The organism is Streptomyces asiaticus (genome assembly GCF_018138715.1).
Classification (GTDB): domain Bacteria; phylum Actinomycetota; class Actinomycetes; order Streptomycetales; family Streptomycetaceae; genus Streptomyces; species Streptomyces asiaticus.
On the sequence record NZ_JAGSHX010000006.1, the window covers coordinates 5,905,674 to 5,926,337 of the forward strand.

Annotated in this window: 21 protein-coding genes; 10 read left to right on the plus strand and 11 right to left on the minus strand. The window is 72.4% G+C overall.

What is annotated here, in order from left to right; translation table 11 throughout:
* Nucleotides 1-11 precede the first annotated feature (11 nt).
* Both KHP12_RS32790 and KHP12_RS32795 read right to left on the minus strand, forming a co-directional pair.
* A complete protein-coding gene (locus KHP12_RS32790; RefSeq protein WP_086886305.1) occupies nt 12-542 on the minus strand; it encodes a DUF1003 domain-containing protein in 531 nt (176 codons plus the stop codon).
* Nucleotides 532-1,815, minus strand: a complete 1,284-nt coding sequence (locus tag KHP12_RS32795) for a magnesium transporter MgtE N-terminal domain-containing protein (protein ID WP_086886306.1) — start codon at nt 1,813-1,815, stop codon at nt 532-534. The genes KHP12_RS32790 and KHP12_RS32795 overlap by 11 nt, the downstream gene beginning before the upstream one ends.
* A 199-nt stretch (nt 1,816-2,014) precedes the next feature.
* Between KHP12_RS32795 and KHP12_RS32800 the strand changes: the two genes are divergently transcribed.
* Complete coding sequence (locus KHP12_RS32800) at nt 2,015-2,782, plus strand: hypothetical protein (protein WP_208653290.1); 768 nt, start codon at nt 2,015-2,017, stop codon at nt 2,780-2,782.
* A 246-nt stretch (nt 2,783-3,028) separates the two neighbouring features.
* Here KHP12_RS32800 and KHP12_RS32805 read toward each other — a convergent pair whose 3' ends face one another.
* On the minus strand, nt 3,029-3,574 hold the full coding sequence (locus KHP12_RS32805) for a hypothetical protein (protein ID WP_086883316.1): 546 nt from the start codon (nt 3,572-3,574) through the stop codon (nt 3,029-3,031).
* Nucleotides 3,575-3,617: 43 nt separating this feature from the next.
* Here KHP12_RS32805 and KHP12_RS32810 point away from each other — a divergent pair, with 43 nt between their 5' ends.
* Nucleotides 3,618-4,619: a DMT family transporter gene (locus KHP12_RS32810; protein ID WP_246648743.1), complete on the plus strand. Its 1,002-nt coding sequence runs from the start codon at nt 3,618-3,620 to the stop codon at nt 4,617-4,619.
* Between the two features lie 30 nt (nt 4,620-4,649).
* Here the strand turns inward: KHP12_RS32810 and corA are convergent, their stop codons facing one another.
* Nucleotides 4,650-5,750: a magnesium/cobalt transporter CorA gene (corA, locus tag KHP12_RS32815; protein ID WP_086883314.1), complete on the minus strand. Its 1,101-nt coding sequence runs from the start codon at nt 5,748-5,750 to the stop codon at nt 4,650-4,652.
* Between the two features lie 449 nt (nt 5,751-6,199).
* Here corA and KHP12_RS32820 point away from each other — a divergent pair, with 449 nt between their 5' ends.
* The 4 genes from KHP12_RS32820 (at nt 6,200) to KHP12_RS32835 (ending at nt 9,336) form a co-directional block, all read left to right on the plus strand.
* On the plus strand, nt 6,200-6,805 hold the full coding sequence (locus KHP12_RS32820) for a suppressor of fused domain protein (protein ID WP_086883313.1): 606 nt from the start codon (nt 6,200-6,202) through the stop codon (nt 6,803-6,805).
* 189 nt (nt 6,806-6,994) lie between these two features.
* Nucleotides 6,995-7,636: a DUF6758 family protein gene (locus KHP12_RS32825; RefSeq protein ID WP_086883312.1), complete on the plus strand. Its 642-nt coding sequence runs from the start codon at nt 6,995-6,997 to the stop codon at nt 7,634-7,636.
* Between the two features lie 148 nt (nt 7,637-7,784).
* Nucleotides 7,785-8,639 (plus strand): PHP domain-containing protein, encoded by an 855-nt coding sequence (locus tag KHP12_RS32830; RefSeq protein ID WP_086883311.1) that lies wholly within the window; start codon nt 7,785-7,787, stop codon nt 8,637-8,639.
* A gap of 91 nt (nt 8,640-8,730) precedes the next feature.
* A complete protein-coding gene (locus KHP12_RS32835; protein ID WP_037952251.1) occupies nt 8,731-9,336 on the plus strand; it encodes a MarC family protein in 606 nt (201 codons plus the stop codon).
* 73 nt (nt 9,337-9,409) lie between these two features.
* Here KHP12_RS32835 and KHP12_RS32840 read toward each other — a convergent pair whose 3' ends face one another.
* On the minus strand, nt 9,410-9,562 hold the full coding sequence (locus KHP12_RS32840) for a DUF8834 family protein (protein WP_020868604.1): 153 nt from the start codon (nt 9,560-9,562) through the stop codon (nt 9,410-9,412).
* 213 nt (nt 9,563-9,775) lie between these two features.
* Here KHP12_RS32840 and KHP12_RS32845 point away from each other — a divergent pair, with 213 nt between their 5' ends.
* Complete coding sequence (locus KHP12_RS32845; protein WP_086883310.1) at nt 9,776-10,705, plus strand: NYN domain-containing protein; 930 nt, start codon at nt 9,776-9,778, stop codon at nt 10,703-10,705.
* Between the two features lie 99 nt (nt 10,706-10,804).
* Here the strand turns inward: KHP12_RS32845 and KHP12_RS32850 are convergent, their stop codons facing one another.
* Together KHP12_RS32850 and KHP12_RS32855 are read right to left on the minus strand one after the other, a co-directional pair.
* Nucleotides 10,805-11,671 (minus strand): alpha/beta fold hydrolase, encoded by an 867-nt coding sequence (locus KHP12_RS32850; RefSeq protein ID WP_086883309.1) that lies wholly within the window; start codon nt 11,669-11,671, stop codon nt 10,805-10,807.
* Nucleotides 11,672-11,795: 124 nt separating this feature from the next.
* The gene (locus KHP12_RS32855; RefSeq protein WP_210610470.1) at nt 11,796-14,240 is read right to left on the minus strand and encodes a DEAD/DEAH box helicase; all 2,445 of its coding nucleotides are present in this window, start codon (nt 14,238-14,240) and stop codon (nt 11,796-11,798) included.
* A 453-nt stretch (nt 14,241-14,693) separates the two neighbouring features.
* Here KHP12_RS32855 and KHP12_RS32860 point away from each other — a divergent pair, with 453 nt between their 5' ends.
* The gene (locus KHP12_RS32860; protein ID WP_182467109.1) at nt 14,694-15,503 is read left to right on the plus strand and encodes a ferritin-like fold-containing protein; all 810 of its coding nucleotides are present in this window, start codon (nt 14,694-14,696) and stop codon (nt 15,501-15,503) included.
* Nucleotides 15,504-15,674: 171 nt separating this feature from the next.
* Here the strand turns inward: KHP12_RS32860 and KHP12_RS32865 are convergent, their stop codons facing one another.
* The 4 genes from KHP12_RS32865 to KHP12_RS32880 all read right to left on the minus strand — a co-directional run bounded on the left by KHP12_RS32865 (nt 15,675) and on the right by KHP12_RS32880 (nt 17,615).
* Nucleotides 15,675-15,947, minus strand: coding sequence for a hypothetical protein (locus KHP12_RS32865; protein ID WP_037952263.1), 273 nt, complete (start codon nt 15,945-15,947; stop codon nt 15,675-15,677).
* A gap of 204 nt (nt 15,948-16,151) precedes the next feature.
* Nucleotides 16,152-16,379 (minus strand): DUF3107 domain-containing protein, encoded by a 228-nt coding sequence (locus tag KHP12_RS32870; protein ID WP_037952266.1) that lies wholly within the window; start codon nt 16,377-16,379, stop codon nt 16,152-16,154.
* A gap of 226 nt (nt 16,380-16,605) precedes the next feature.
* Complete coding sequence (locus tag KHP12_RS32875) at nt 16,606-17,247, minus strand: TetR/AcrR family transcriptional regulator (RefSeq protein WP_037952404.1); 642 nt, start codon at nt 17,245-17,247, stop codon at nt 16,606-16,608.
* Nucleotides 17,248-17,384: 137 nt separating this feature from the next.
* Nucleotides 17,385-17,615 carry an Rv3202a family protein gene (locus KHP12_RS32880; protein ID WP_086886150.1) on the minus strand — a complete coding sequence of 77 codons (231 nt, stop codon included), beginning with the start codon at nt 17,613-17,615 and terminating at the stop codon, nt 17,385-17,387.
* Nucleotides 17,616-17,865: 250 nt separating this feature from the next.
* Between KHP12_RS32880 and KHP12_RS32885 the strand changes: the two genes are divergently transcribed.
* The gene (locus KHP12_RS32885; protein ID WP_086886149.1) at nt 17,866-18,900 is read left to right on the plus strand and encodes an alpha/beta fold hydrolase; all 1,035 of its coding nucleotides are present in this window, start codon (nt 17,866-17,868) and stop codon (nt 18,898-18,900) included.
* Nucleotides 18,884-20,473 (plus strand): DUF3152 domain-containing protein, encoded by a 1,590-nt coding sequence (locus KHP12_RS32890; protein ID WP_211833987.1) that lies wholly within the window; start codon nt 18,884-18,886, stop codon nt 20,471-20,473. Before KHP12_RS32885 ends, KHP12_RS32890 begins: the two co-directional genes overlap by 17 nt.
* The last annotated feature ends 191 nt before the right edge of the window (nt 20,474-20,664 follow it).

Here is a 20,664-nt window from a genome sequence, read left to right on the forward strand (position 1 = left end):
GCGGACGGCCGTCAGCGGTCGCGTTCCTCACTCGGCCGGGGTTCGCCGTGGCCGCCCGGCCGCGGGGCGCTCCGGCCGCCGTCCGGCCCCTGGCGCAGGTCCGCCAGCTGGTCGCGGAGCCAGTCGCGGGTGGCCACCTCGCCCAGGCCCGTCCGCAGTGCCGCGATCTCCCGGGTGAGGAACTCGGTGTCGGCCATAGACCGTTCGTTCCGCTTGCGGTCCTGTTCGAGGCTGACCCGGTCGCGGTCGGCCTGCCGGTACTGGGCCAGCAGGATCAGCGGGGCGGAGTACGACGCCTGGAGCGAGAGCATCAGCGTCAGGAAGATGAACGGGAACGGGTCGAACCGCAGCCGCGGCGGCGCCAGGATGTTCCAGAGCAGCCATAAGGCCACGAAGGCCGTCATCCAGGCGATGAACCGCCCGGTGCCCAGGAAGCGCGCGATCCGCTCCGACACCTTGCCGAACGCCTCGGGGTCCCAGCGCGGCAGCGGACTGCGGCGCGGCGCCTTGGGCCGGTCCAGACGGCCGCCGTCACCGTCCATCGGCGGCCTTCGGCAGGGCCATCCCGGCGTGCAGCTCGCGCTCCCGCCAGTCGGACGGCAGCATATGGTCCAGGACGTCGTCGACCGTCACCGCGCCGAGCAGCGAGCCGGTCTCGTCCACGACGGGCGCCGCGAGCAGGTTGTACGTGGCCAGATGGCCGGCGACGACAGGCAGCGGGCTGTCCGGCGGCAGCGTCGGCAGATCGGAGTCGACGGCCGCGCCGACGAGGGTGAACGGTGGGTCGCGCAGCAGCCGTTGGAAGTGGATGATGCCCAGATAGCGCCCGGTGGGCGTCTGGTCGGGCGGGCGGCAGACATAGACCTGGCCCGCGAGCGCGGGGGTCAGGTCCTGGTCGCGCACCCGGGCCAGCGCGTCCGCGACGGTGGCGTCCGGGCGCAGGACGATCGGCTCGGTCGTCATCAGACCGCCCGCCGACCCCTCCTCGTACGACATCAGCCGCCGCATGTCCGCCGCGTCCCGGGGGCGCATCAGGTCCAGCAGCCGCTCCTTGTCGGGTTCGGGGAGCTCGGAGAGCAGATCGGCCGCGTCATCGGGGTCCATGGCCTCCAGGACGTCGGCCGCGCGCTCCTCCTTGAGCTTGCCGAGGATCTCCACCTGGTCGTCGTCGGGCAGCTCCTCCAGGACGTCCGCGAGCCGCTCGTCGTCCAGGGCCGCCGCCACCTCGCCCCGGCGCTTGGCGGACAGATGGTGCAGCACATTGGCCAGGTCGGCGGGGCGCAGCTGCTCGAAGGTGGCCAGCAGGTTCTCCGCGCCCTGTCCCTGCTCCTCCAGCGAGAAGCCGGTGACCGCCGACCAGTCCACGGTCAGCGTCTCGCCGCGGCGGCGCAGCGCGCGGGTCCTGCCGCGGCGGACGAAGACCTTGTCGACCTCCCAGTCCCGGCGCGAGGGCAGCTGGCTCATCGCCACGTCCAGGACCGTCACCGGCTCATCGGTCTCGACCATCCGCACCGTGCGGTCGAGCAGTTCGCCGATGACCAGGGTCTCGGTGGGGCGCTGTTCGAAGCGGCGCATGTTGAGCACGCCGGTGGTGATGACCTGGCCGGACTCCACGCCGGTCACCCGGGTCATGGGCAGGAAGATCCGGCGCCGGCCGACCACCTCGACCACCAGGCCGAGCACCCGCGGCGGGCGGCCGGCCAGCCGCAGCATCGCCACGACATCGCGCACCCGCCCCACCTGGTCGCCGTTCGGGTCGAAGACGGCGATGCCCGCGAGATGCGAGACGAAGACCCGGGGGGTGCCTGTCGGCATGCCCTGCCTCCCCTCGTATCCGGGGTTACTTGTCAGGTTTCGTGGTCGTTCAAGGCAATAATCCGCTCTTCACCGGGTTCAGGCTAACGTGCCCGCACCTGCCCTGCCGCCGGGCGAGGGCACCCCGGCACCCTGCGGACACCGGGGGACGGCACCGGTACGCTGCCCTACTGCACCGGCATCAGGAGGCAGAGCGGACGTGCGCACCCGGAACAGGGCTGTCGTTGCGGCGATGTGCGCGGGGTTGGCCGCCACGCTCGCCGCGTGTGGCGGCGGCGGGGAGAAGGACCCCGACGCGGGGACGAACGGCGTGGGAAAGCTCCCCGCCACGAAGATCGAGAGCAAGGCCCGTCTGGCGGCCAGTAGCGCGAAATCGGTGCGGCTCTCCGGCAACCTCGTCACCAGTGGAGCCACCTACAAGCTGGACATGCGGCTCAACGCCGACGGCGGCACGGGCCAGGTCTCCACCAAGGGCTCCAGCTTCGAGCTGCTGCGCGTCGGCAAGGAGCTCTACCTCAAGGCCGACGCGGGCTTCTGGTCGCACGACGGCTCGCACGCCGGCGAGAGTGGCGGCGGCGAGAGCGGCGGGGGCGTGGGCAACGCGGCCGGCAAGCTGGACAACAAGTATGTGAAGGTCCCCTCCGGCGACCCCTCCTACCAGCGGCTCAGCGGTTTCACCGATATGAAGCTGCTGCTCGACGGGTTGCTCGGACTGCACGGCAAGATCGCCACGGGCGACCACGGACAGGTGGACGGCGTGCGGACCATCACCATCAGCGCCGGCAAGGCCGGTGAGGGCGGCTCGCTCGACGTCTCCCTGGAGGGAAGGCCGTATCCGCTGCGGCTCCAGCGGGCGGGCGGCGCGGGCGTGATCCGGCTCGCGGACTGGAACCAGGGCTTCAAGCTCACCGCCCCGGAGAAGGGCCATGTGCTCGACTACGGGCAGCAGATCCCGGAGACGCCGTAGGCGCGGGTGAGCCTTGCCCCTTCCCGGCACCAGACGATATGCGGCGCCGCCGCGTGCGGGGCTCCGCCCCTGGACCCCGGGGTCTGGGGCGGAGCCCCAGTTGCGGGAAGGGGCGGGGAGGGGGAAGCACCGCTGTGCGGCTCCGCCGCGTGGCCCGCCGGACACCCCGTAGGACACGTCCTTCCCGTAGGACACGTCCTTACGGTCGTCGGTTCGCTGGGACGCGTCCTTACGGGCGTCACCCGGCTAGGACGCGTCCTTACGGGCGTCACGGGCCCGCTTCTTGCGGCGGGCCAGGAGCTTGGGGAGCGCGGCCGGGATCGGTCGGCGGGTGATCGCCGGGGACGGCAGCGGGGCCGCCGCCAGGGAGCCGGTGGGGTGCCCGGCGAGCGCCCCGGGCGCCGGCTCCAGCCGCAGCACCCGGCACTCACGGGCCCAGCGCTCCGCGATGTGGTCGGCGTCCGCCGCGTTCAGCCGCTTGCCCTTGAGCTCGTCGACCGCCGCGGTCCACGCCTCGCCGCCCGGGGCCAGCTCGGCCACCCGCGCGGACCAGCTCACCAGGCGCCCGCCCTTGTCCTTGCTGCGCACGGTCACGGTGGCGCTGCCGCCGTCGGTCAGCCCGAGGTCCTCGAGGGGCTGTTCGTCGGGCCCGTCCCCGACGAGCAGGACCGCGCCCTCGTGCCAGATGTGCCACAGGGCGCGCGGGGCACCCTCGGTGCCCTGGACCCAGATGAGGGCGGACTTCTTGGCCGCCTCCTCGACAAGGGCACGGTCCATCGGCGTCTGCGTCATGCCGACAGCCTAGGCCAGTCCGACACCCGTCCCAGCTCGTGAAATGTCAGTTCCGTCGCGGGGCCACGCGCCTTACCCTGGCGCCGTGCCCACCGCCCGTGCCGCCCGCGCCTCAGCCCCCGCCGCCACGCCCACCGCACCCGGTGACGGTGGCCGCTTCCACAGCGGTCCCGTGGACATCGCGCTCCTTACGGTCGCCATCGCCGGGGTCTCGCTCTCCGCGCCGCTGGCCGCCGCGACGGTGGCGCCCGCGCTCGCCATCGCCTTCTGGCGCAACGCCATGGCGGTGGGCGCGCTCACCCCGTTCGCCCTGTGGCGCCACCGGGGCGAGCTGCGCGGGATGGGCCGCCGGACGGCACTGCTGTCGGTCGGGGCGGGGGCGCTGCTCGCGGTGCACTTCGGGGCCTGGCTGCCGAGCCTCCACATGACCTCCGTGGCCTCCTCGACCGCCCTGGTGACCACCACCCCCATCTGGACGGCGCTGCTGCTGCGGCTGCGCGGCCACCGCCCGCCCGCGCTCGCCTGGCTGGGCATGGGCCTGGCGATCCTCGGTGTGGTGATCCTCACCGGGGTCGATCTGTCCGCCTCCCCGCGTGCCCTGCTGGGCGACGGGCTCGCGCTGCTGGGCGGGATCGCGGCGGCCGGGTACGTGCTGCTCGGGGCGGAGGTGCGCCGTTCGGTGAGCACCACCGCGTACGCCTACGTCTGCTACACCACCACCAGCGTGCTCCTGCTGTTGACCTGCCTGGTGGCGGGCGCGGAGCTCGGCGGCTACAGCGGCACCACCTGGCTGCGGCTGGCCGCGCTGACGGTCACCGCGCAGCTGCTGGGGCACACCCTCATCAACCGGGTGGTCAAGGGCCTCGGCCCGTCCGTCACCTCGACCGCGATCCTGCTGGAGACGCCGGGGGCGGCCCTGATCGCGGCCCTGTGGCTGGGCCAGATGCCGCCCGTGGCCGCCTACCCGGCGCTCGGGGTGATCCTCGGCGGGCTCGCGCTGGTCATCATGGCGGACGGGAAGGGCGCGTCGAACGAAACCGGCTGAGTGAGGGCGAGGCCCGCCCGCCGTCCGGCCCTACAGCCAGCCGTTGCGCTTGAAGCCGCGGTGGATCGCGAAGCAGATGCCCACCGTGACCACGAGCACGGTCGGGTAGCCGAACTTCCAGCGCAGCTCCGGCATGTAGTCGAAGTTCATGCCGTAGATCCCCGCGATCATCGTCGGCACGGCGAAGATCGCCGCCCAGGATGTGATCTTCCGCATGTCCTCGTTCTGCGCCACCGTGGCCTGCGCCAGATTGGCCTGGAGGATCGAGTTCAGCAGGTCGTCGAAGGCCAGCACCTGCTCGCTGACCCGCGCCAGATGGTCCGCGACATCCCGGAAGTACTTCTGGATGTCCGGGTCCACCAGCCGCATCGGACGCTCGCTCAGCAGCTGCATCGGCCGCAGCAGCGGCGAGACGGCCCGCTTGAACTCCAGGACCTCGCGCTTGAGCTGGTAGATCCGGCCCGCGTCGCCGCCCCGCCGGGAGGTCGCGGCCGAGAAGACGTCGATCTCGACCTCGTCGATGTCGTCCTGGACCGCGTCGGCGACCGCCAGATAGCCGTCGACCACCTGGTCGGCGATGGCGTGCAGCACCGCCGAGGGGCCCTTGGCGAGCAGCTCCGGGTCCTGCTGGAGCCGGTGGCGCAGGGCGCGCAGCGAGCCCTGGCCGCCGTGCCGGACGGTCACGATGAAGTTCCGGCCGGTGAAGCACATCACCTCGCCGGTCTCCACGACCTCGCTGGTCGAGGTGAGTTCGGCGTGCTCCACGTAGTGGATGGTCTTGAAGACCGTGAAGAGGGTGTCGTCGTACCGCTCCAGCTTGGGCCGCTGGTGCGCCTGCACCGCGTCCTCGACCGCCAGCGGGTGCAGCCCGAACTCCTGGGCGATCCCCGCGAACTCGCGCTCGGTCGGCTCGTGCAGCCCGATCCAGGCGAACCCGCCCTCCTCGCGGACCCGCTCCATGGCCTTCGCCGGGCTCACGTGTTCGCTGACCCTCTTGCCGTCGCGGTAGACCCCGCAGTCGACCACGGCGCTGGTGACCGACGGGTCACGCGTCGCGTCGTAGTCGCTGGCGGTGCGGGAACGGCGCAGGGCGGGCCGAACGGCTGCGCGCAGGTCACGGATCATCGACATGACGGGCTCCTTCACAGGCCGGCCGTCAGCGGCGGGCGCGCGGCGCAGCGCGGCGCCCGGAAGGTGGACGTACGACACCCCGTGCCCGTACGTCCGCAAAGCGGGCGGCGCTCCGTGCGATGGCGCTGACGGAAGGTTCTTCGGAACTGAACAAAGCGGTACGAAGGCGCTCTACCGTCAGATGCCCTGGATGCGAGTGGGCTTCGCGTGTTTCACCGCACGGCGGCGGGGTACGGAAGGCTCAGATCATGAAGCCGCATACCAAGGGGAAACGACGGGAGAACTGTCGGTACTGCACGGTCGACTAGGATCCACCGCAGCCCCACCTCCTCCGGCCGGTCCCCCGTGAGGGACGATCTGTAACTCCCTGGGCAGAGATTAAGGCTATCAGTCGGCAGAAGCGTTACGTCGCCGCTTTGCCTGTTCGATACGCGATCTATGCTCACCGCATGTCAGACGTTCTTCAGCTGGTCGAAGCCCGGTTGATCACCGCGCTGGGCGAGCCGGACGCCCGCGCCGCCGTCACTTTCGTCGGTACGGACCGCATCGAGGTGCTGCGATTCCGCGATGAGAGCGATGTGATCCGCTACGCCACCCTCGGCATGTCGGACCATCCTATGACCAGCCCGACCGCCGCCGTCGCCGACCCGCTGCGCGGGCCGCGCGCCGAGTTGGTGCTGACCGTGAGGAGGGGCGGTTCCGGTCCCGACCTCTCCGTACTCGACGAGGTGCTCCGCCCGCTCGCCGTGCTGGCCGCCTCGCCCCAGGTCGAGGGGGTCGTGGTGACCCCCGGCGCGTCGCTGGACCTCGGCGGGCCGCTGTGGCCCGGGGCGCCCTTCAGCTCCGTCCTGGTCGCCGAACCGGGCGGCCTGGTCGAGGACTTGGAGCTGCTGGAGCCCATGGAGCCGGTGCGCTTCCTGCCGATGCTGCCGATGACCACGAACGAGGCGGCGTGGAAGCGGGTGCACGGCGCCGGCGCCCTCCAGGACCGCTGGCTGCGGCACGGCACGGATCTGCGCGACCCGGTGCGGCCCGGGGTGCCGTTGTCGGGCTGAGATCCGTACGGAAGCCCCGCGATGCCCCGGGCGCGAAGCCGGACGGGAGCCGTGGCGGGGCCGTACGGGAAGCCTGGCAGGGCCGTAAGGGAACCCTGGCGGGGCCGTACGGGAACTGGTGCGGGAAGTGACCTCCGGACGGGTGATCGTCCTTGACGCGACGACGACCGGGGAGGACCGTGGGGCCCTATGAGGGGCGAACCCAGTTGCCCGAAGTGCGGTGGCCGGGTGCGAGCGCCCGGTCTCTTCGCCGACTCCTGGCAGTGCGGTGTGCACGGCACGGTGCACCCCCTCCAGCCGGTCGTCCCGCCGAGCGTCGAAGCACTCGTGGTCGTCACCAACCGCGCCCGGGTGCCCGTATGGATGCCGTGGCCGCTGCCCGTGGGCTGGCTGTTCACCGGTGTGGCCTGCGCCGGGGACGACCGCAGCGGCGGCCGTGCCACCGCCGTGGCCTGCTCGGGACCCGGACCGCTGGGCGGCCCGGGTGAGCTGCTGCTGATCGCCGAGGAGCTGGGCGTCGGCCTCGGCGCGCGGTTCGCGGGCCTCCCGGGGCCCGATCCGGGGCCGGGGATGCGGGTGGACAAGCCGCCGCACGTCAAGGTGCTGGCCGCCGGGCGGCCCACCCCGCTGTGGCATGTCGAGGGCACCCCGGACGACCGCGCGGTCTTCGCGGGCGAGGCGTGCGGGCTGTGGCTGTGGGCGGTCGTCTGGCCCGAGCAGACCGGGCTGCTGATGTACGACGAGCTGGTGCTCACCGATCTGCGGGACGCGGGGGCCGAGGTCGACCTGGTGCCCTGCGGGGCGCTCTCCCCGAGGCTGCTCTCGCCCTGAGCCCCGTCCCCCGCCCTGAGCCCCGTCCCGTTCCCTCCGGGCCGGTACGTCATGCACAGGTCAGGGCCCGCCGACGCGGGCGGGTGCGGGCGTGGTTATGCTGGGGCGTCCCCTCGGTCCATCCCGAACGCAGCTTGGAGCCCGTGCCGTGCGCATCGATCTGCACACCCACTCCACTGCGTCGGACGGTACCGACACCCCCGCCGAGCTGGTACGGAACGCCGCCGCCCAGGGGCTGGACGTCGTCGCGCTCACCGACCACGACACCGTCGGCGGCTATGAGGAGGCGACGAAGGCGCTGCCCTCCGGGCTGACGCTGATCACCGGCGCCGAGCTGTCCTGCCGTCTCAACGGGGTCAGCCTGCACATGCTGGCGTACCTCTTCGACCCGGCCGAGCCCGAGCTGGCGCGCGAGCGCGAGCTGGTGCGCGACGACCGGGTGCCCCGGGCCCGGGCGATGGTCGCGAAGCTGCGCGAGCTGGATGTGCCGATCACCTGGGAGCGGGTGGCGGAGATCGCCGGGGACGGAGCCGTCGGACGGCCGCACATCGCCACCGCGCTGGTCGAGCTGGGCGTCGTGGAGAGCGTCTCGGACGCCTTCACCCAGGACTGGCTGGCCGACGGCGGCCGGGCGCATGTGGAGAAGCACGAGCTGGACCCCTTCGACGCGATCCGGCTGATCAAGGGCGCCGGCGGGGTCGCGGTCTTCGCGCATCCGCTGGCCGTCAAGCGCGGCCAGTGCGTTCCGGAGAGCGCGATCGGCGAGCTGGCGGCGGCGGGCCTCGACGGTATCGAGGTCGACCATATGGACCACGCCGAGGACACCCGTGCGCGGCTGCGCGGTCTCGCCGCCGAGCTCGGCGTGCTCACCACCGGCTCCAGCGACTACCACGGCAGCCGTAAGACCTGTCGGCTCGGCGAGTACACGACCGATCCCGAGGTCTACGGGGAGATCGTGCGCCGGGCGACCGGGGCCTTCCCGGTGCCGGGCACGGGCGGCTGAGCCCCCGCCGCTCTCCCGCTACTCCGTCTTCCCTTCGTCTCCCGTACCGCATCAGCACGCACCGCTGCTCGTCCCCGCAAGGCCATTCACCGTGTTCGACGTCGCCGTTTTCGGCTCCCTCTTCCTCACCCTGTTCGTGATCATGGACCCGCCGGGCATCACGCCCATCTTCCTGGCGCTGACCTCGGGCCGCCCCGCCAAGGTCCAGCGCCGGATGGCGGGCCAGGCGGCGGCCGTCGCCTTCGGCGTCATCGCCGTCTTCGGCATCGGGGGTCAGCAGATCCTCGACTATCTGCATGTCTCGGTCCCCGCGCTGATGATCGCGGGCGGGCTGCTGCTCCTGCTGATCGCGCTCGATCTGCTCACCGGTAAGAACGACGAGCCGACCCAGACCAAGGACGTCAATGTCGCGCTCGTCCCGCTCGGCATGCCGCTGCTGGCCGGGCCGGGTGCGATCGTCTCGGTGATCCTCGCCGTCCAGCACGCGCGCGGGATCGGCGATCAGGTGGCGGTGTGGACCGCGATCGCGGCCATGCATGTCGTGCTGTGGGTCACCATGCGCTACTCGCTGCTGATCATCCGCGTGATCAAGGAAGGCGGAGTGGTGCTGGTCACCCGGCTGTCGGGCATGATGCTCTCCGCCATCGCGGTGCAGCAGATCATCAACGGCGTCATCCAGGTGGCCCACACCGCCTGACACGCACGAGCGCCCCCGTACCGTCTGTACGGGGGCGCTCGATGCTCTGTGCTGCTGGGAGGGCCTTACGGCACTACCGGGCGGCGGTGTCGGCTGGACGGATGTAGATGCGCTGGCCGATTGCGGCGGCCTGCTGCACGATCCGGTTGACGGAGGCGGCGTCTACGACGGTGCTCTCGATGGCGCTGCCATCGATGTCGTCCAGGCGCATGATCTCGAAGCGCAAGGCTTCTCCCTTCGTCTGATCCTCCTGAGGAGAACTGATGTGTACGGAGTCGCGCAGCGTCGCTGCCGCGCCCTCCTGTACGTGTTCAACCAAAGGGTCCCCCGAAAACATTCCCTACGCTAATAAAATTTTTTCGCAGCCTAAGTATCCGCTGGTAGCCGGGGCGGGGTCCGGTTGTGCCCCTCACAGAGCCGCCCGGAGAATGAACCGCGTATGAGTGAAGCCATGCCTCCGGGCCAACAAGACCTCGCCTCGATCGTCGCGGGCATCGAACGCACGAACGAGCTGCTCCAGCGCGTACTGGCCGAGGTCGCGACCACCCCCTCGACTCACGCGATCTTCGTGGACGCGGGGTACGTCTATGCCGCCGCCGGGCGGCTGGTCGCGGGCACGGAGGACCGCCGGGCGTTCGAGCTGGATGCCGAGGGGCTCATCGAGGCGTTCATCGACAAGGCGCGCACGATCTTCCCGGACAGCAGGCTGCTGCGCGTCTACTGGTTCGACGGCGCCCGGCGCCGGATCCACACCCCGGAGCAGCAGGGCATCGCCGAGCTGCCCGACGTCAAGGTCCGGCTCGGCAACCTCAACGCCAACAACCAGCAGAAGGGCGTCGACTCGCTCATCCGCTCCGACCTGGAGTCCCTCGCCCGCCACCGCGCCATCGGCGACGCCGTGCTGATCGGCGGCGACGAGGACCTGGTCTCCGCGGTCGAGGCGGCGCAGGGCTACGGGGCACGCGTCCACCTCTGGGGCATCGAGGCCCTCGACGGGCGCAACCAGGCCGAGCCGCTGCTGTGGGAGGTCGACAGCCAGCGCACGTTCGACCTCGACTTCTGCAAGCCGTACGTCACCCGGCGGGCCACCGGCTACGAGCCGAACGGCGACGCGCCCCTGTGCGGGCCCGCCCCGACCCGGGACGAGGTGCGCTTCGTCGGAGCGCAGATCGCCGCCCAGTGGCTGTCCGCACGCGGCCGTGAGACCCTCGCGGAGCTGCTGCCGGGCCATCCGTATCTGCCCGGCTCCGTGGACCAGGAGCTGCTGATCGACGCGGAGGGGCTGCTGCGGCTCTCGCTGCGCGCCCACGCCGATCTGCGGCGGGCGCTGCGGGACGGCTTCTGGGAGCATCTCCAGGCGCAGTACTGAGCCTGCGGAGTTTCTGAGCGGGCTTGGGGCTCGGCCGACGTCATGGGCCTCGGGCTCAGCCCACCTCATGGGGCTCGTGCTCAGCCCACGCCTTCGTGCTCAGCCGAGGTCGCGCCAGAAGGAGATCAGGGCGTCGGCGGTGGGATGGGCCCGCTCGGCGTTGGGGGAGTGCCCGGCGCCCTCGATCACGGTCCGGCGGGCGGACAGCCGTCCGGCCATTTCGTCCATCAGCGGCACCGGCCAGGCGTAGTCCGCCTCGCCTGAGAGCACATGGACGCGCAGCCGCAGCGCCGCCAGCTCATCGACCCGGTCCGGCTCGTCGGAGAGCTGCCGCCCGGTGGCGATCAGCTGTTCCGGTACGGTCCCGAGCCAGCGCTGATGCAGGAACTCCGCCACCCCGGGCGGTGTCGACTGATCGGCCGCCTCGGGCGGATCCAGCTCGCGCATCGCCTGCCATACGGACTCCATGTCCATCACGGTCAGCGCGTCGATCAGCAGCTTGATCCGGGCGCGCTGCGGGGCGGAGATGGCCGCCGGGCCGGAACTCATGATCGTGAGTGAGGCGAACGCCCCCGGGTCGCGCAGCGCGGCGGTTCGCGCGATCAGCCCGCCGAGCGAATGCCCGAGCACATGGACGGGGTCTTCGGTCGCCGCGCTCAGGGCGGTGACCTGCGCGAGCAGGTCCTGCGCCAGCTCGTCCTGGGCGTACGCGGCCTCCTTACGGGGGCCAGGGCTCTCGTGCTGCCCCCGGCCGTCGACGGCGACGGCCCGGAAACCGGCCGCGGCGAGCGGCTCCAGCAGCGCGATGAAGTCCTCCTTGCTCCCGGTGAACCCCGGGACCAGCAGGACGGTCCCGCGCGCCGCCGAAGCGGGCCGCGCGTCATGGACGGCGAACTCGCCGCGCGCGGTCCGGAGGCGGTAGGCACGGGCGCTCGCGGGCAGTGTGAGAAAGGGCGGCCTGCTCATGGGACGAGGCTATACAGCCCGCGGGAAACGGCACATGAACGCCCAGGGGCCCGAACCGCGGTGTCGCGGAACGGGCCCCTGGGCGTGCTGCTGTGGCGTGTCACCGTGGTGCCGTTGTGCCGGGTCAGCCCTCGACCGTGGCCTCGACGGCCTCGGCCGCCTTGGCGCGCGTACGGCGCCGGGGCTTGGCGGGCGCGGCCTCGGCCTCGTCCGCCGCCGGTGCCGCCGTGGCGGCCTTGGCGCGCGTGCGGCGCCGCGGCTTGGCGGCTTCGTCGCCCTCGGCCTCGGTGGTGCCTTCGGCGCTCGCGACAGCGGCTTCCGCGGCCTTCGTCGCCTTGGCGCGGGTGCGCCGCGGCTTGGCGGGAGCCTCGGCGGCCTCCGCCTCCGGCTGCGCGTCGACGGCGTCGGCCTTGGCGGCGGCGCGGGTGCGACGCCGGGGCTTGGCCTCCTCCGTCATCCCTTCGGCCGTCTCGACGGCGGCCTCGGCCGTCTCGACGGCCTTACGGGTGCGGCGGCGGGGCTTGGCGGGGGCGTCGGCGGTTTCGGCGGCGTCCACCGGCTCCGTCGTGCCCTCGGCCGCTGCCACGGCGGTCTCGGCCGCGGCAGCCTTACGGGTGCGGCGCCGGGGCTTCGCTTCCTCCACCGTGCCCTCGGCCGTCTCTGCCGTTTCGGTGGCCTTACGGGTGCGGCGGCGGGGCTTGGCGGGGGCGTCGGCGGTTTCGGCGGCATCCACCGCGTCCGTCGTGCCCTCGGCCGCTTCCGCGGCGGTCTGGGCTGCCTCGGTGGCCTTGGCACGCGTGCGGCGCCGCGGCTTCGCGGCTTCGGCGGCCTCGGTGGTGCCCTCGGCCGTCTCGACGGCCTCCGCGGCTTTGGCGCGGGTCCGGCGGCGCGGCTCGGCCGGGGCCTCCACGGCCTCCGGAGCCTCCGCTGTCGCCACAGCCGTCACCGCGGCTTCCGCCGCCTCAGCGGCGTGCGCGGCGTCCGTGGACTCAGTCACGCCACTCTCGGCCGCCTCGACGGCCCTCGCACCCCGTGTGCGGCGGCGGCGCGGCTTGGCGGCGGCCTCGGCGGCCTCAGCGGGCTCCGCCTCCGGCTGAGCCGCCTCCGCCGTCTCGACGGCGGCCGTGGCCGCCTCGGAGCCGGCCGACGCCATGCCGCCGCGCGTACGGCGGCGTCGGCGGGGCCTACGAGGCTCGGTGGCGCCCTCGGCGGTGTCGGCGGCGGACTCGGCCGCCGCCGCGCCCTCCGGTGCGCCCGCGTCGTCCAGGTTCACACCGCCACGGGTGCGGCGCCGGACCCGGCGGTTGCGCGCGGGACGCTCCTCCGCGGCGGGGGCGGTGGGGGCGGCGGCCCGGCGGCCACGGCCTCCGCGGCCGCCGGTCTCGCCCAGGTCCTCGACCTCCTCGGCGGCGAGCCCGGCCCGGGTGCGCTCGGCACGCGGGAGCACACCGGTGGTGCCCTGGGGGATGCTCAGCAGCTCATAGAGGTGCTCGGAGGTGGAGTACGTCTCCTCCGGCTCGTTGAACGGCAGGTCCAGCGCCTTGTTGATCAGCTGCCAGCGCGGGATGTCGTCCCAGTCGACGAGCGTGATCGCGATGCCCGAGGCGCCCGCGCGACCCGTACGGCCGATGCGGTGCAGATAGGTCTTCTCGTCCTCGGGCGACTGGTAGTTGATCACATGCGTGACGCCCTCGACGTCGATGCCGCGCGCGGCGACGTCGGTGCACACCAGCACGTCGACCTTGCCGTTGCGGAAGGCACGCAGCGCCTGCTCGCGCGCGCCCTGGCCGAGGTCGCCGTGGACCGCGCCGGAGGCGAAGCCACGGCGCGCGAGCTGATCGGCGATGTCGGCGGCGGTGCGCTTCGTACGGCAGAAGATCATCGCGAGACCGCGGCCGTCGGCCTGGAGCACCCGCGCCACGACTTCCGGCTTGTCCAGGGAGTGGGCGCGGAAGACATGCTGCGTGATGTTGGCCACAGTCGCGCCCTCGTCGTCCGGCGCGGTGGCACTGATGTGCGTGGGCTGCGACATGTAGCGCCGGGCCAGCGAGATGACCTGGCCCGGCATGGTGGCCGAGAAGAGCATCGTCTGGCGCTTGGCGGGCAGCAGCTGGATGATCTTCTCGACGTCGGGCAGGAAGCCCAGGTCGAGCATCTCGTCGGCCTCGTCCAGGACGAGCGCCTTGACGGCGGAGAGCCGCAGCTTCTTCTGGCCCGCCAGGTCCAGCAGCCGGCCCGGGGTGCCGACGACCACGTCGACGCCCTTCTTCAGCGCCTCGACCTGCGGTTCGTAGGCGCGGCCGCCGTAGATCGACACGACGCGGACGGCGCGGACCTTACCGGCGGTCAGCAGGTCGTTGGTCACCTGCTGGCACAGCTCGCGGGTGGGGACGACCACGAGCGCCTGCGGGGCGTCGGTCAGCTGCTCGGGCTTGGCCCGGCCCGCCTCGACGTCGGCGGGGACGATGACGCGCTCCAGCAGGGGGAGGCCGAAGCCCAGCGTCTTGCCGGTGCCGGTCTTGGCCTGTCCGATGACGTCGGTGCCGGAAAGGGCGACCGGAAGCGTCATCTCCTGGATGGGGAACGGGGACGTGATGCCGACGGCTTCCAGGGCCTCGGCAGTCTCGGGGAGGATCCCGAGTTCTCGGAAGGTGGTCAGGATGCTTGCCTCTTCTGTGAGCGCGGCGGGAGGCGGCGAAGGGGGTCGCACGGCGCCCGGGTGCACCGGCCTTGGGGATGGCCGGTTCGGCGCGGGACCACGGCCTTCGCTCGAGCGCACACGCCGCGAGCGGGTCCCTCCTGCCGTGCGCATAGGTGATGCGCGCCGCGCGGAGGGCGGTCGGGTTTGGAGCCGATCGGGCCACCGACCGGGCATCCGCATTCGTGGAACGACCCGCCGATACTCGGCGGGCGCATTTATCACTGTACCCCGTAAGCGCGCATCTGTGACCGGGCTGTCCGATGCGGGGCATCCGTGGGCATGGCTGACCAGGGCCTTCCCCGGGGCGCGGAGCGGGCTATTGTGCGCTCCATGGAGACGCCTGACACACCTGAGACGCCCGCCGCGACCACCGGGGACCGCGCAGGGGACGACGCAGCTCCGGGGAAGGACGGCGGGGAGAAGGCCCCGGAGCCCACCGGGATCGCCGCCCAGGACTGGGACACGGCGGCCGCCGATCCGCAGTACCGGGCCGCCGTGGTGGATCTGCTCGGCGCCCTCGCGTACGGCGAGCTGGCCGCCTTCGAGCGGCTGGCGGAGGACGCGAAGCTGGCGCCCACCCTCGAGGACAAGGCGGAGCTGGCGAAGATGGCGTCCGCCGAGTTCCACCACTTCGAGCGGCTTCGGGGGCGGCTGTCGGCGATCGGCGAGGAGCCCACGGAGGCGATGGAGCCGTTCGCGGCGGCGCTGGACGGGTTCCACCGGCAGACCGCGCCGTCCGACTGGCTGGAGGGCCTGGTCAAGGCGTATGTGGGCGACTCGATCGCCAGTGACTTCTACCGCGAGGTCGCGGCCCGGCTGGACTCCGACACCCGCGATCTGGTGCTCCAGGTGCTGGACGACACCGGCCACGCCTCGTTCGCGATCGAGAAGGTGCGGGCCGCGATCGAGGCCGATCCGCGGGTCGGCGGGCGGCTGGCGCTGTGGGCGCGGCGGCTGATGGGCGAGGCGCTGTCGCAGGCCCAGCGGGTGGTCGCGGACCGTGACGCGCTCTCCACGATGCTGGTCGGCGGGCTGGCCGACGGCTTCGACCTGGCGGAGGTGGGCCGGATGTTCTCCCGGATCACCGAGGCCCACACCAAGCGGATGGCCGCCCTGGGGCTCGCCGCCTAGGGGCGCCCGACGGATCGTGGCGGCTGCGGCGGGCTGTTACCCTCCCCGCCCCTTCCCACAACTGGGGCCTCCGCCCCAGACCCCGGGGTCCCAGGGGCGGAGCCTGGTATCGGGAAGGGGAGGGGAGAGGAAAGCATCGATATGCGGCGCCGCCGCGTGGTCCGCACGGCCTTACGCCGGGACCGAACGCCGGCGGCGCGTCCTGGCCGGGCGGATGAGGAGCGACAGCAGCGCCGCCGAGAAGCCGAGCGCGACGATCAGCACGGCCGCCGTGTGCCCCGAGCCCAGCACCGTATGGGTCAGCAGAGCGCCCAGAAGCGCGGCGGCGGGGCCGGTGGACAGGACGAGGGGCCGTGCGGGCAGCCTTCGGGGGAGCCGGTGGAGCGCCCCGTACGCGATGACGAGACCGATCAGTACCGAGGCGAGCGCTTCCCAGAACAGCATTGGCGCGTCCTTCCCGTGAGCGGACCGGGACCGATACGTGATCACGAGTCGGTCACGCCCGTCCTACCCGTGCCCGACCGGAGGCAACCCTGTCCATGGGGGCGGTCTGCGGCGCATGTCGAGCCGGGGGCGTGCGTGCGAGCGCAAACGGCGGCGGGGCCCGGTGGTCTTGCTCCACCGGACCCCGCCGCTGTGGGTGAATCCTCAGGCCGCGCCGAAACCGACCTTGCGGGCGGTCGGCTCGCCGAGCTCGACGTAGGCGAGCCGGTCGGACGGGACCAGGACCTTGCGGCCGTGGGCGTCCTCCAGGGTCAGCACCTGAGACTTGCCACCGAGTGCCTCGGCCACCAAGCGCTCGACCTCCTCGGCAGACTGCCCGCTCTCCAAGGTGATCTCGCGGGGCGCGTGCTGCACGCCGATCTTGACCTCCACGGCCTTGTCCCTCCGACGGTCATCTGGGGTAGCGCGATCATCCGCGCTGTACCCAGCACACACTAGCCGGGCCGGGACACCCGCCGGGGGCCGCGGGTGAACGCCGGCAGCGAACACGCCCGCCGCCGCGAACACGCCCCTTCGCGGCCGGGAACGCTTCCCCGGCCGCTCAGTGGCCGCGCTGATCCGCCCCGCAGCGCTCAGCGGGTCCGCTCGGCGGTCCCGCTCAGTGGCCGCCCTCGGCCCCGTGCAGCGGGAAGCCCGCGATACCCCGCCAGGCCAGCGAGGTGAGCAACTGTACGGCGGTGTCCCGCGGCACGGCGCTCTCGCTGGAGAGCCAGTAGCGCGCGACCACCTGGGACACCCCGCCGAGGCCCACGGCCAGCAGCATCGACTCGTCCCGGGACAGCCCGGTGTCCTCGGCGATGACCTCGCAGATCGCCTCGGCGCACTGGAGCGAGACGCGGTCCACGCGCTCGCGCACCGCGGGCTCGTTGGTCAGATCGGACTCGAAGACGAGCCGGAAGGCGCCGCCTTCCTCCTCGACGTAGGCGAAGTACGCCTCCATGGTCGCCGCGACGCGCTGCTTGTTCTCGGTGGTCGAGGCGAGCGCGGTGCGCACCGCCTGGAGCAGGGCGTCGCAGTGCTGGTCGAGCAGGGCCAGATACAGCTCCAGCTTGCCCGGGAAGTGCTGGTAGAGCACCGGCTTGCTGACCCCGGCGCGCTCGGCGATGTCGTCCATAGCGGCCGCGTGGTAGCCCTGCGCGACGAAGACCTCCTGAGCCGCCCCCAGCAGCTGATTACGTCGGGCTCGGCGCGGCAGGCGCGTACCCCGTGGGCGCGCCTCGGTCTGCTCGATGGCTGTCACGCCGCCTCCCATTGAATGATCCCTGTGCACGATGTCCATCGCGCCCGCCATCGTACTTTTGGGTAACAGTGCGGCGCGCTGTTCGTGCGGAGAATTTCATGTACCGGACTCTATGAAAAGCCCATAAATGACGCTGGTCACCGGTAGTCCTCCTCGTTCTCCTCGACGATCCGTGCCTGTTCCGCCCGGTCGGCCTCGTTGGCTTCCACGAACTCGTCGGCCCTGGGCCGTTCGTCGCGGCGGGAGATCACCTCGCGGTGCTGTTCGACGGCGTCCGCCTCGGGAGCCTCGACGTCGCGCGTGGCGGTCTCGTCGGCGTTCTCCACGGAGTCCTCGAAGGTGTCGGGGTCGGATGGGTCGATGGACATGTACTCCCCTTCCCTGTTCCCTGTGGCGGCTTCGCACCGGTGGTTCGCCAGTGGTGGGCGCCAGTGATGGGTTCCCACTTACGGCGGCTTTCCACTGACGGCTGCCCATTGGCTGCCATTCGGTGGTGAGCCAGTGGCAAGGTGATCGCCCCTGTGACTTACGAGCCTAGGAGAGGTCACTTTCGGACGCTACGTGGTCTGTGAGCGTGAACACACGGTCGCGCGCGTGATCGTCTCGTAACATTGCCGCATGTCTTCGACCGAGCCGCCGGAAGCACGCATGGTCGCGGCGGTGCCGCCCGCGAGGTCCGTGCGGGTCGGAGCGGGGGAGAAGGTGCGGACCGCCGCCCTTCCGGGGCTCACGCTGACCGTGCGCTCCCGTCCGCCGTCCGCCTCCGGGCTGCCGCCCGCGCTCTTCGTCCACGGCCTCGGCGGCTCCTCGCAGAACTGGTCCGCGCTCATGGAACTGCTCGCCGACCGGGTGGACGGCGAGGCGCTCGACCTCCCCGGCTTCGGTGACTCCCCGCCGCCGGACGACGGCAACTACTCGATAACGAGCCATGCCCGCGCCGTGATCCGCTACCTCGACGCGCAGGGTCGCGGACCGGTCCATCTGGTCGGCAATTCGATGGGCGGTGCGATCGCCACCCGCGTCGCCGCGGTGCGGCCCGATCTGGTGCGCACCCTCACGCTCGTCTCGCCCGCGCTGCCCGAACTGCGCCCGCAGCGCACCGCGGTGCCCACCGGACTGCTCGCGGTGCCCGGGGTGACCCGGCTGTTCACCCGCTTGACCAGGGACTGGGACGCGGAGCGGCGCACCCGCGAGGTGATGCTGCTCACCTTCGGAGATCCGTCCCGGGTCACCCGGGAGGCTTTCGCCCACGCGGTCGAGGAGTTCGAACGCCGACTCGACCTCCCGTACTTCTGGGACGCGCTCACCCGCTCGGCACGCGGTGTCGTCGACTCGTACACCCTGGGCGGTCAGCACTCCCTGTGGCGTCAGGCCGAGCGGGTGCTCGCCCCGACGCTGCTCGTCTACGGCGGCCGCGACCAGTTGGTGTCCGTGAGGATGGCGGATCGGGCCAACGCCACCTTCCGCGACTCGCGTCTGTTGACGCTGTTGGACGCCGGGCATGTCGCGATGATGGAGTATCCCGAAGCGGTGGCGCGCGGGATGCGCGAGCTGCTCGACGATGTTGATCAACGAGATGACCGGGACAGCCGGGAGGCGCGGGGGGCCGTACCGGTGTCCGGCGCGGACGGGAGCGGTGCGGCGCGTGGGTAAACACAGCGCACGTGGCAGCCAGGAGGGCCGGGAGAGCCGGCCCGCCGTGGCGGGCTCCGGCCAGGGGCAGGGCTCGGGCCCCGCGTTCGTCGAGTACCGCGCGTCCGGTGAGGCCCCTGCGGCCGACGGTGGCAGACCGGGGACCGGGCGCCGCCGGGCCGCACCGGGGCCCGGCGCCCCGGATCCCGGGATCACCCCGCCGCAGGGCGTGCCGAGGCTGCCGCACGGTGCCGGCGGGCCCGCGGCGCGCACCAGGGGCGGACATCCCGAGCAGCGCGAGGCGGGCGGCGGCTGGGGCGCGGTCGGTGGCCGCGGCGGCGGTCCGGGCGGGGTCAGGGGTCCCGGTGGGCCCGGCGGCGGTCCGGGCGGCGTCAGGGGTCCCGGTGGGCCCGGCGGCGGTCCGGGCGGGGTCAGAGGCCCCGGCGGACCCGGCGGTCAGCGGCCCCCTTACGGCATGCGCACCATGAACCCGCCGCAGCGCCCCACCACGGGCGGCACGGGTGGCGCGGCCGGTCTGATGCCCGGTACGCGCAAGGAGTACATCGAGGCTTTCGACGCCCCCGACGCCCTGGACTGCGACGGCGACGACGTCTTCGCCGCCGGTGCGCCGGGCGGCGTGCCCCCGCAGCGCCGTACGCAGCGGACGGCCACCCCCTCCGGGGGGATCGGCGGCGGCTCGGGCGGCGACGGCGGAAGCGGGCCGGACAACGACGAGCAGGAGCCCCCGGGCAAGGGGGCGCGCGGTGTCGCCAAGGGCGGTAAGGGGCGCACGTTCACCGGTATCGCCGCCGCGGCCGTGACCACCGTGCTGGCGGTCGTGGTGGCCGGACAGGTCGCGGGCGGACCGCAGGGCGGCGGCGGTAAGACGCAGGCCCAGGGCGGCTCGGAGCAGGGCGACGACGCCGCCTCCCGCGGCTCCCATGACGACGACGGCCGCGGTGCGGCCCGTTCGGCGAACTCGCCCGCCCCCGTCACCTATGACGAGAAGATGGCGGCCCTCTATCCGCTCGACGCCAAGCTGCGCGGATCCGGCGCCTTCCAGACCGTCCGCGGGCACGACAAGGCGCCCGGCCGGGGGCAGGTGATGCGCTACCGCGTGGACGTGGAGAAGGGGCTGCCGCTCGACGGTCAGCTGTTCGCCGAGGCCGTGCACAAGACGCTCAACGACGACCGCAGTTGGGGGCACGGCGGCGTTCGTACCTTCGAGCGGGTCTCGTCCGGGCATGCGGACTTCGTGATCACCCTCGCGAGCCCCGGGACCACGGCGGCGTGGTGCGCCAAGTCCGGCCTGGACACCACCGAGGACAACGTCTCCTGCGACTCGGCGTCCACCGAGCGCGTCATGATCAACGCCTATCGGTGGGCGCAGGGCGCCAAGACCTTCGGCGACGACAAGATGCACTCCTACCGCCAGATGCTCATCAACCACGAGGTGGGCCACCGTCTCGGCCACAACCACGAGATCTGCTCCAAGCAGGGCGCGCTCGCGCCGGTGATGATGCAGCAGACCAAGTTCCTGTCGACGGACGGCGCCACCTGCCGCCCCAACGCCTGGCCGTTCCCCAAGGGATGACGGGCCCGTACCGGCGCATATAGCGCCTCGCAACGCCTGAATTCCCGATAGGTCACGTGCGTTCACCCCTTCCGGTGGTGCGACGGACAACCGTCCATCGCGCCATGGCCCTGCGCGCATAACGTGCTCCCGCTGCCTGACGGCGGCCGCCGCCGGTGACGGCGGCAGACGAACGGCCCGTTTGGGAGATC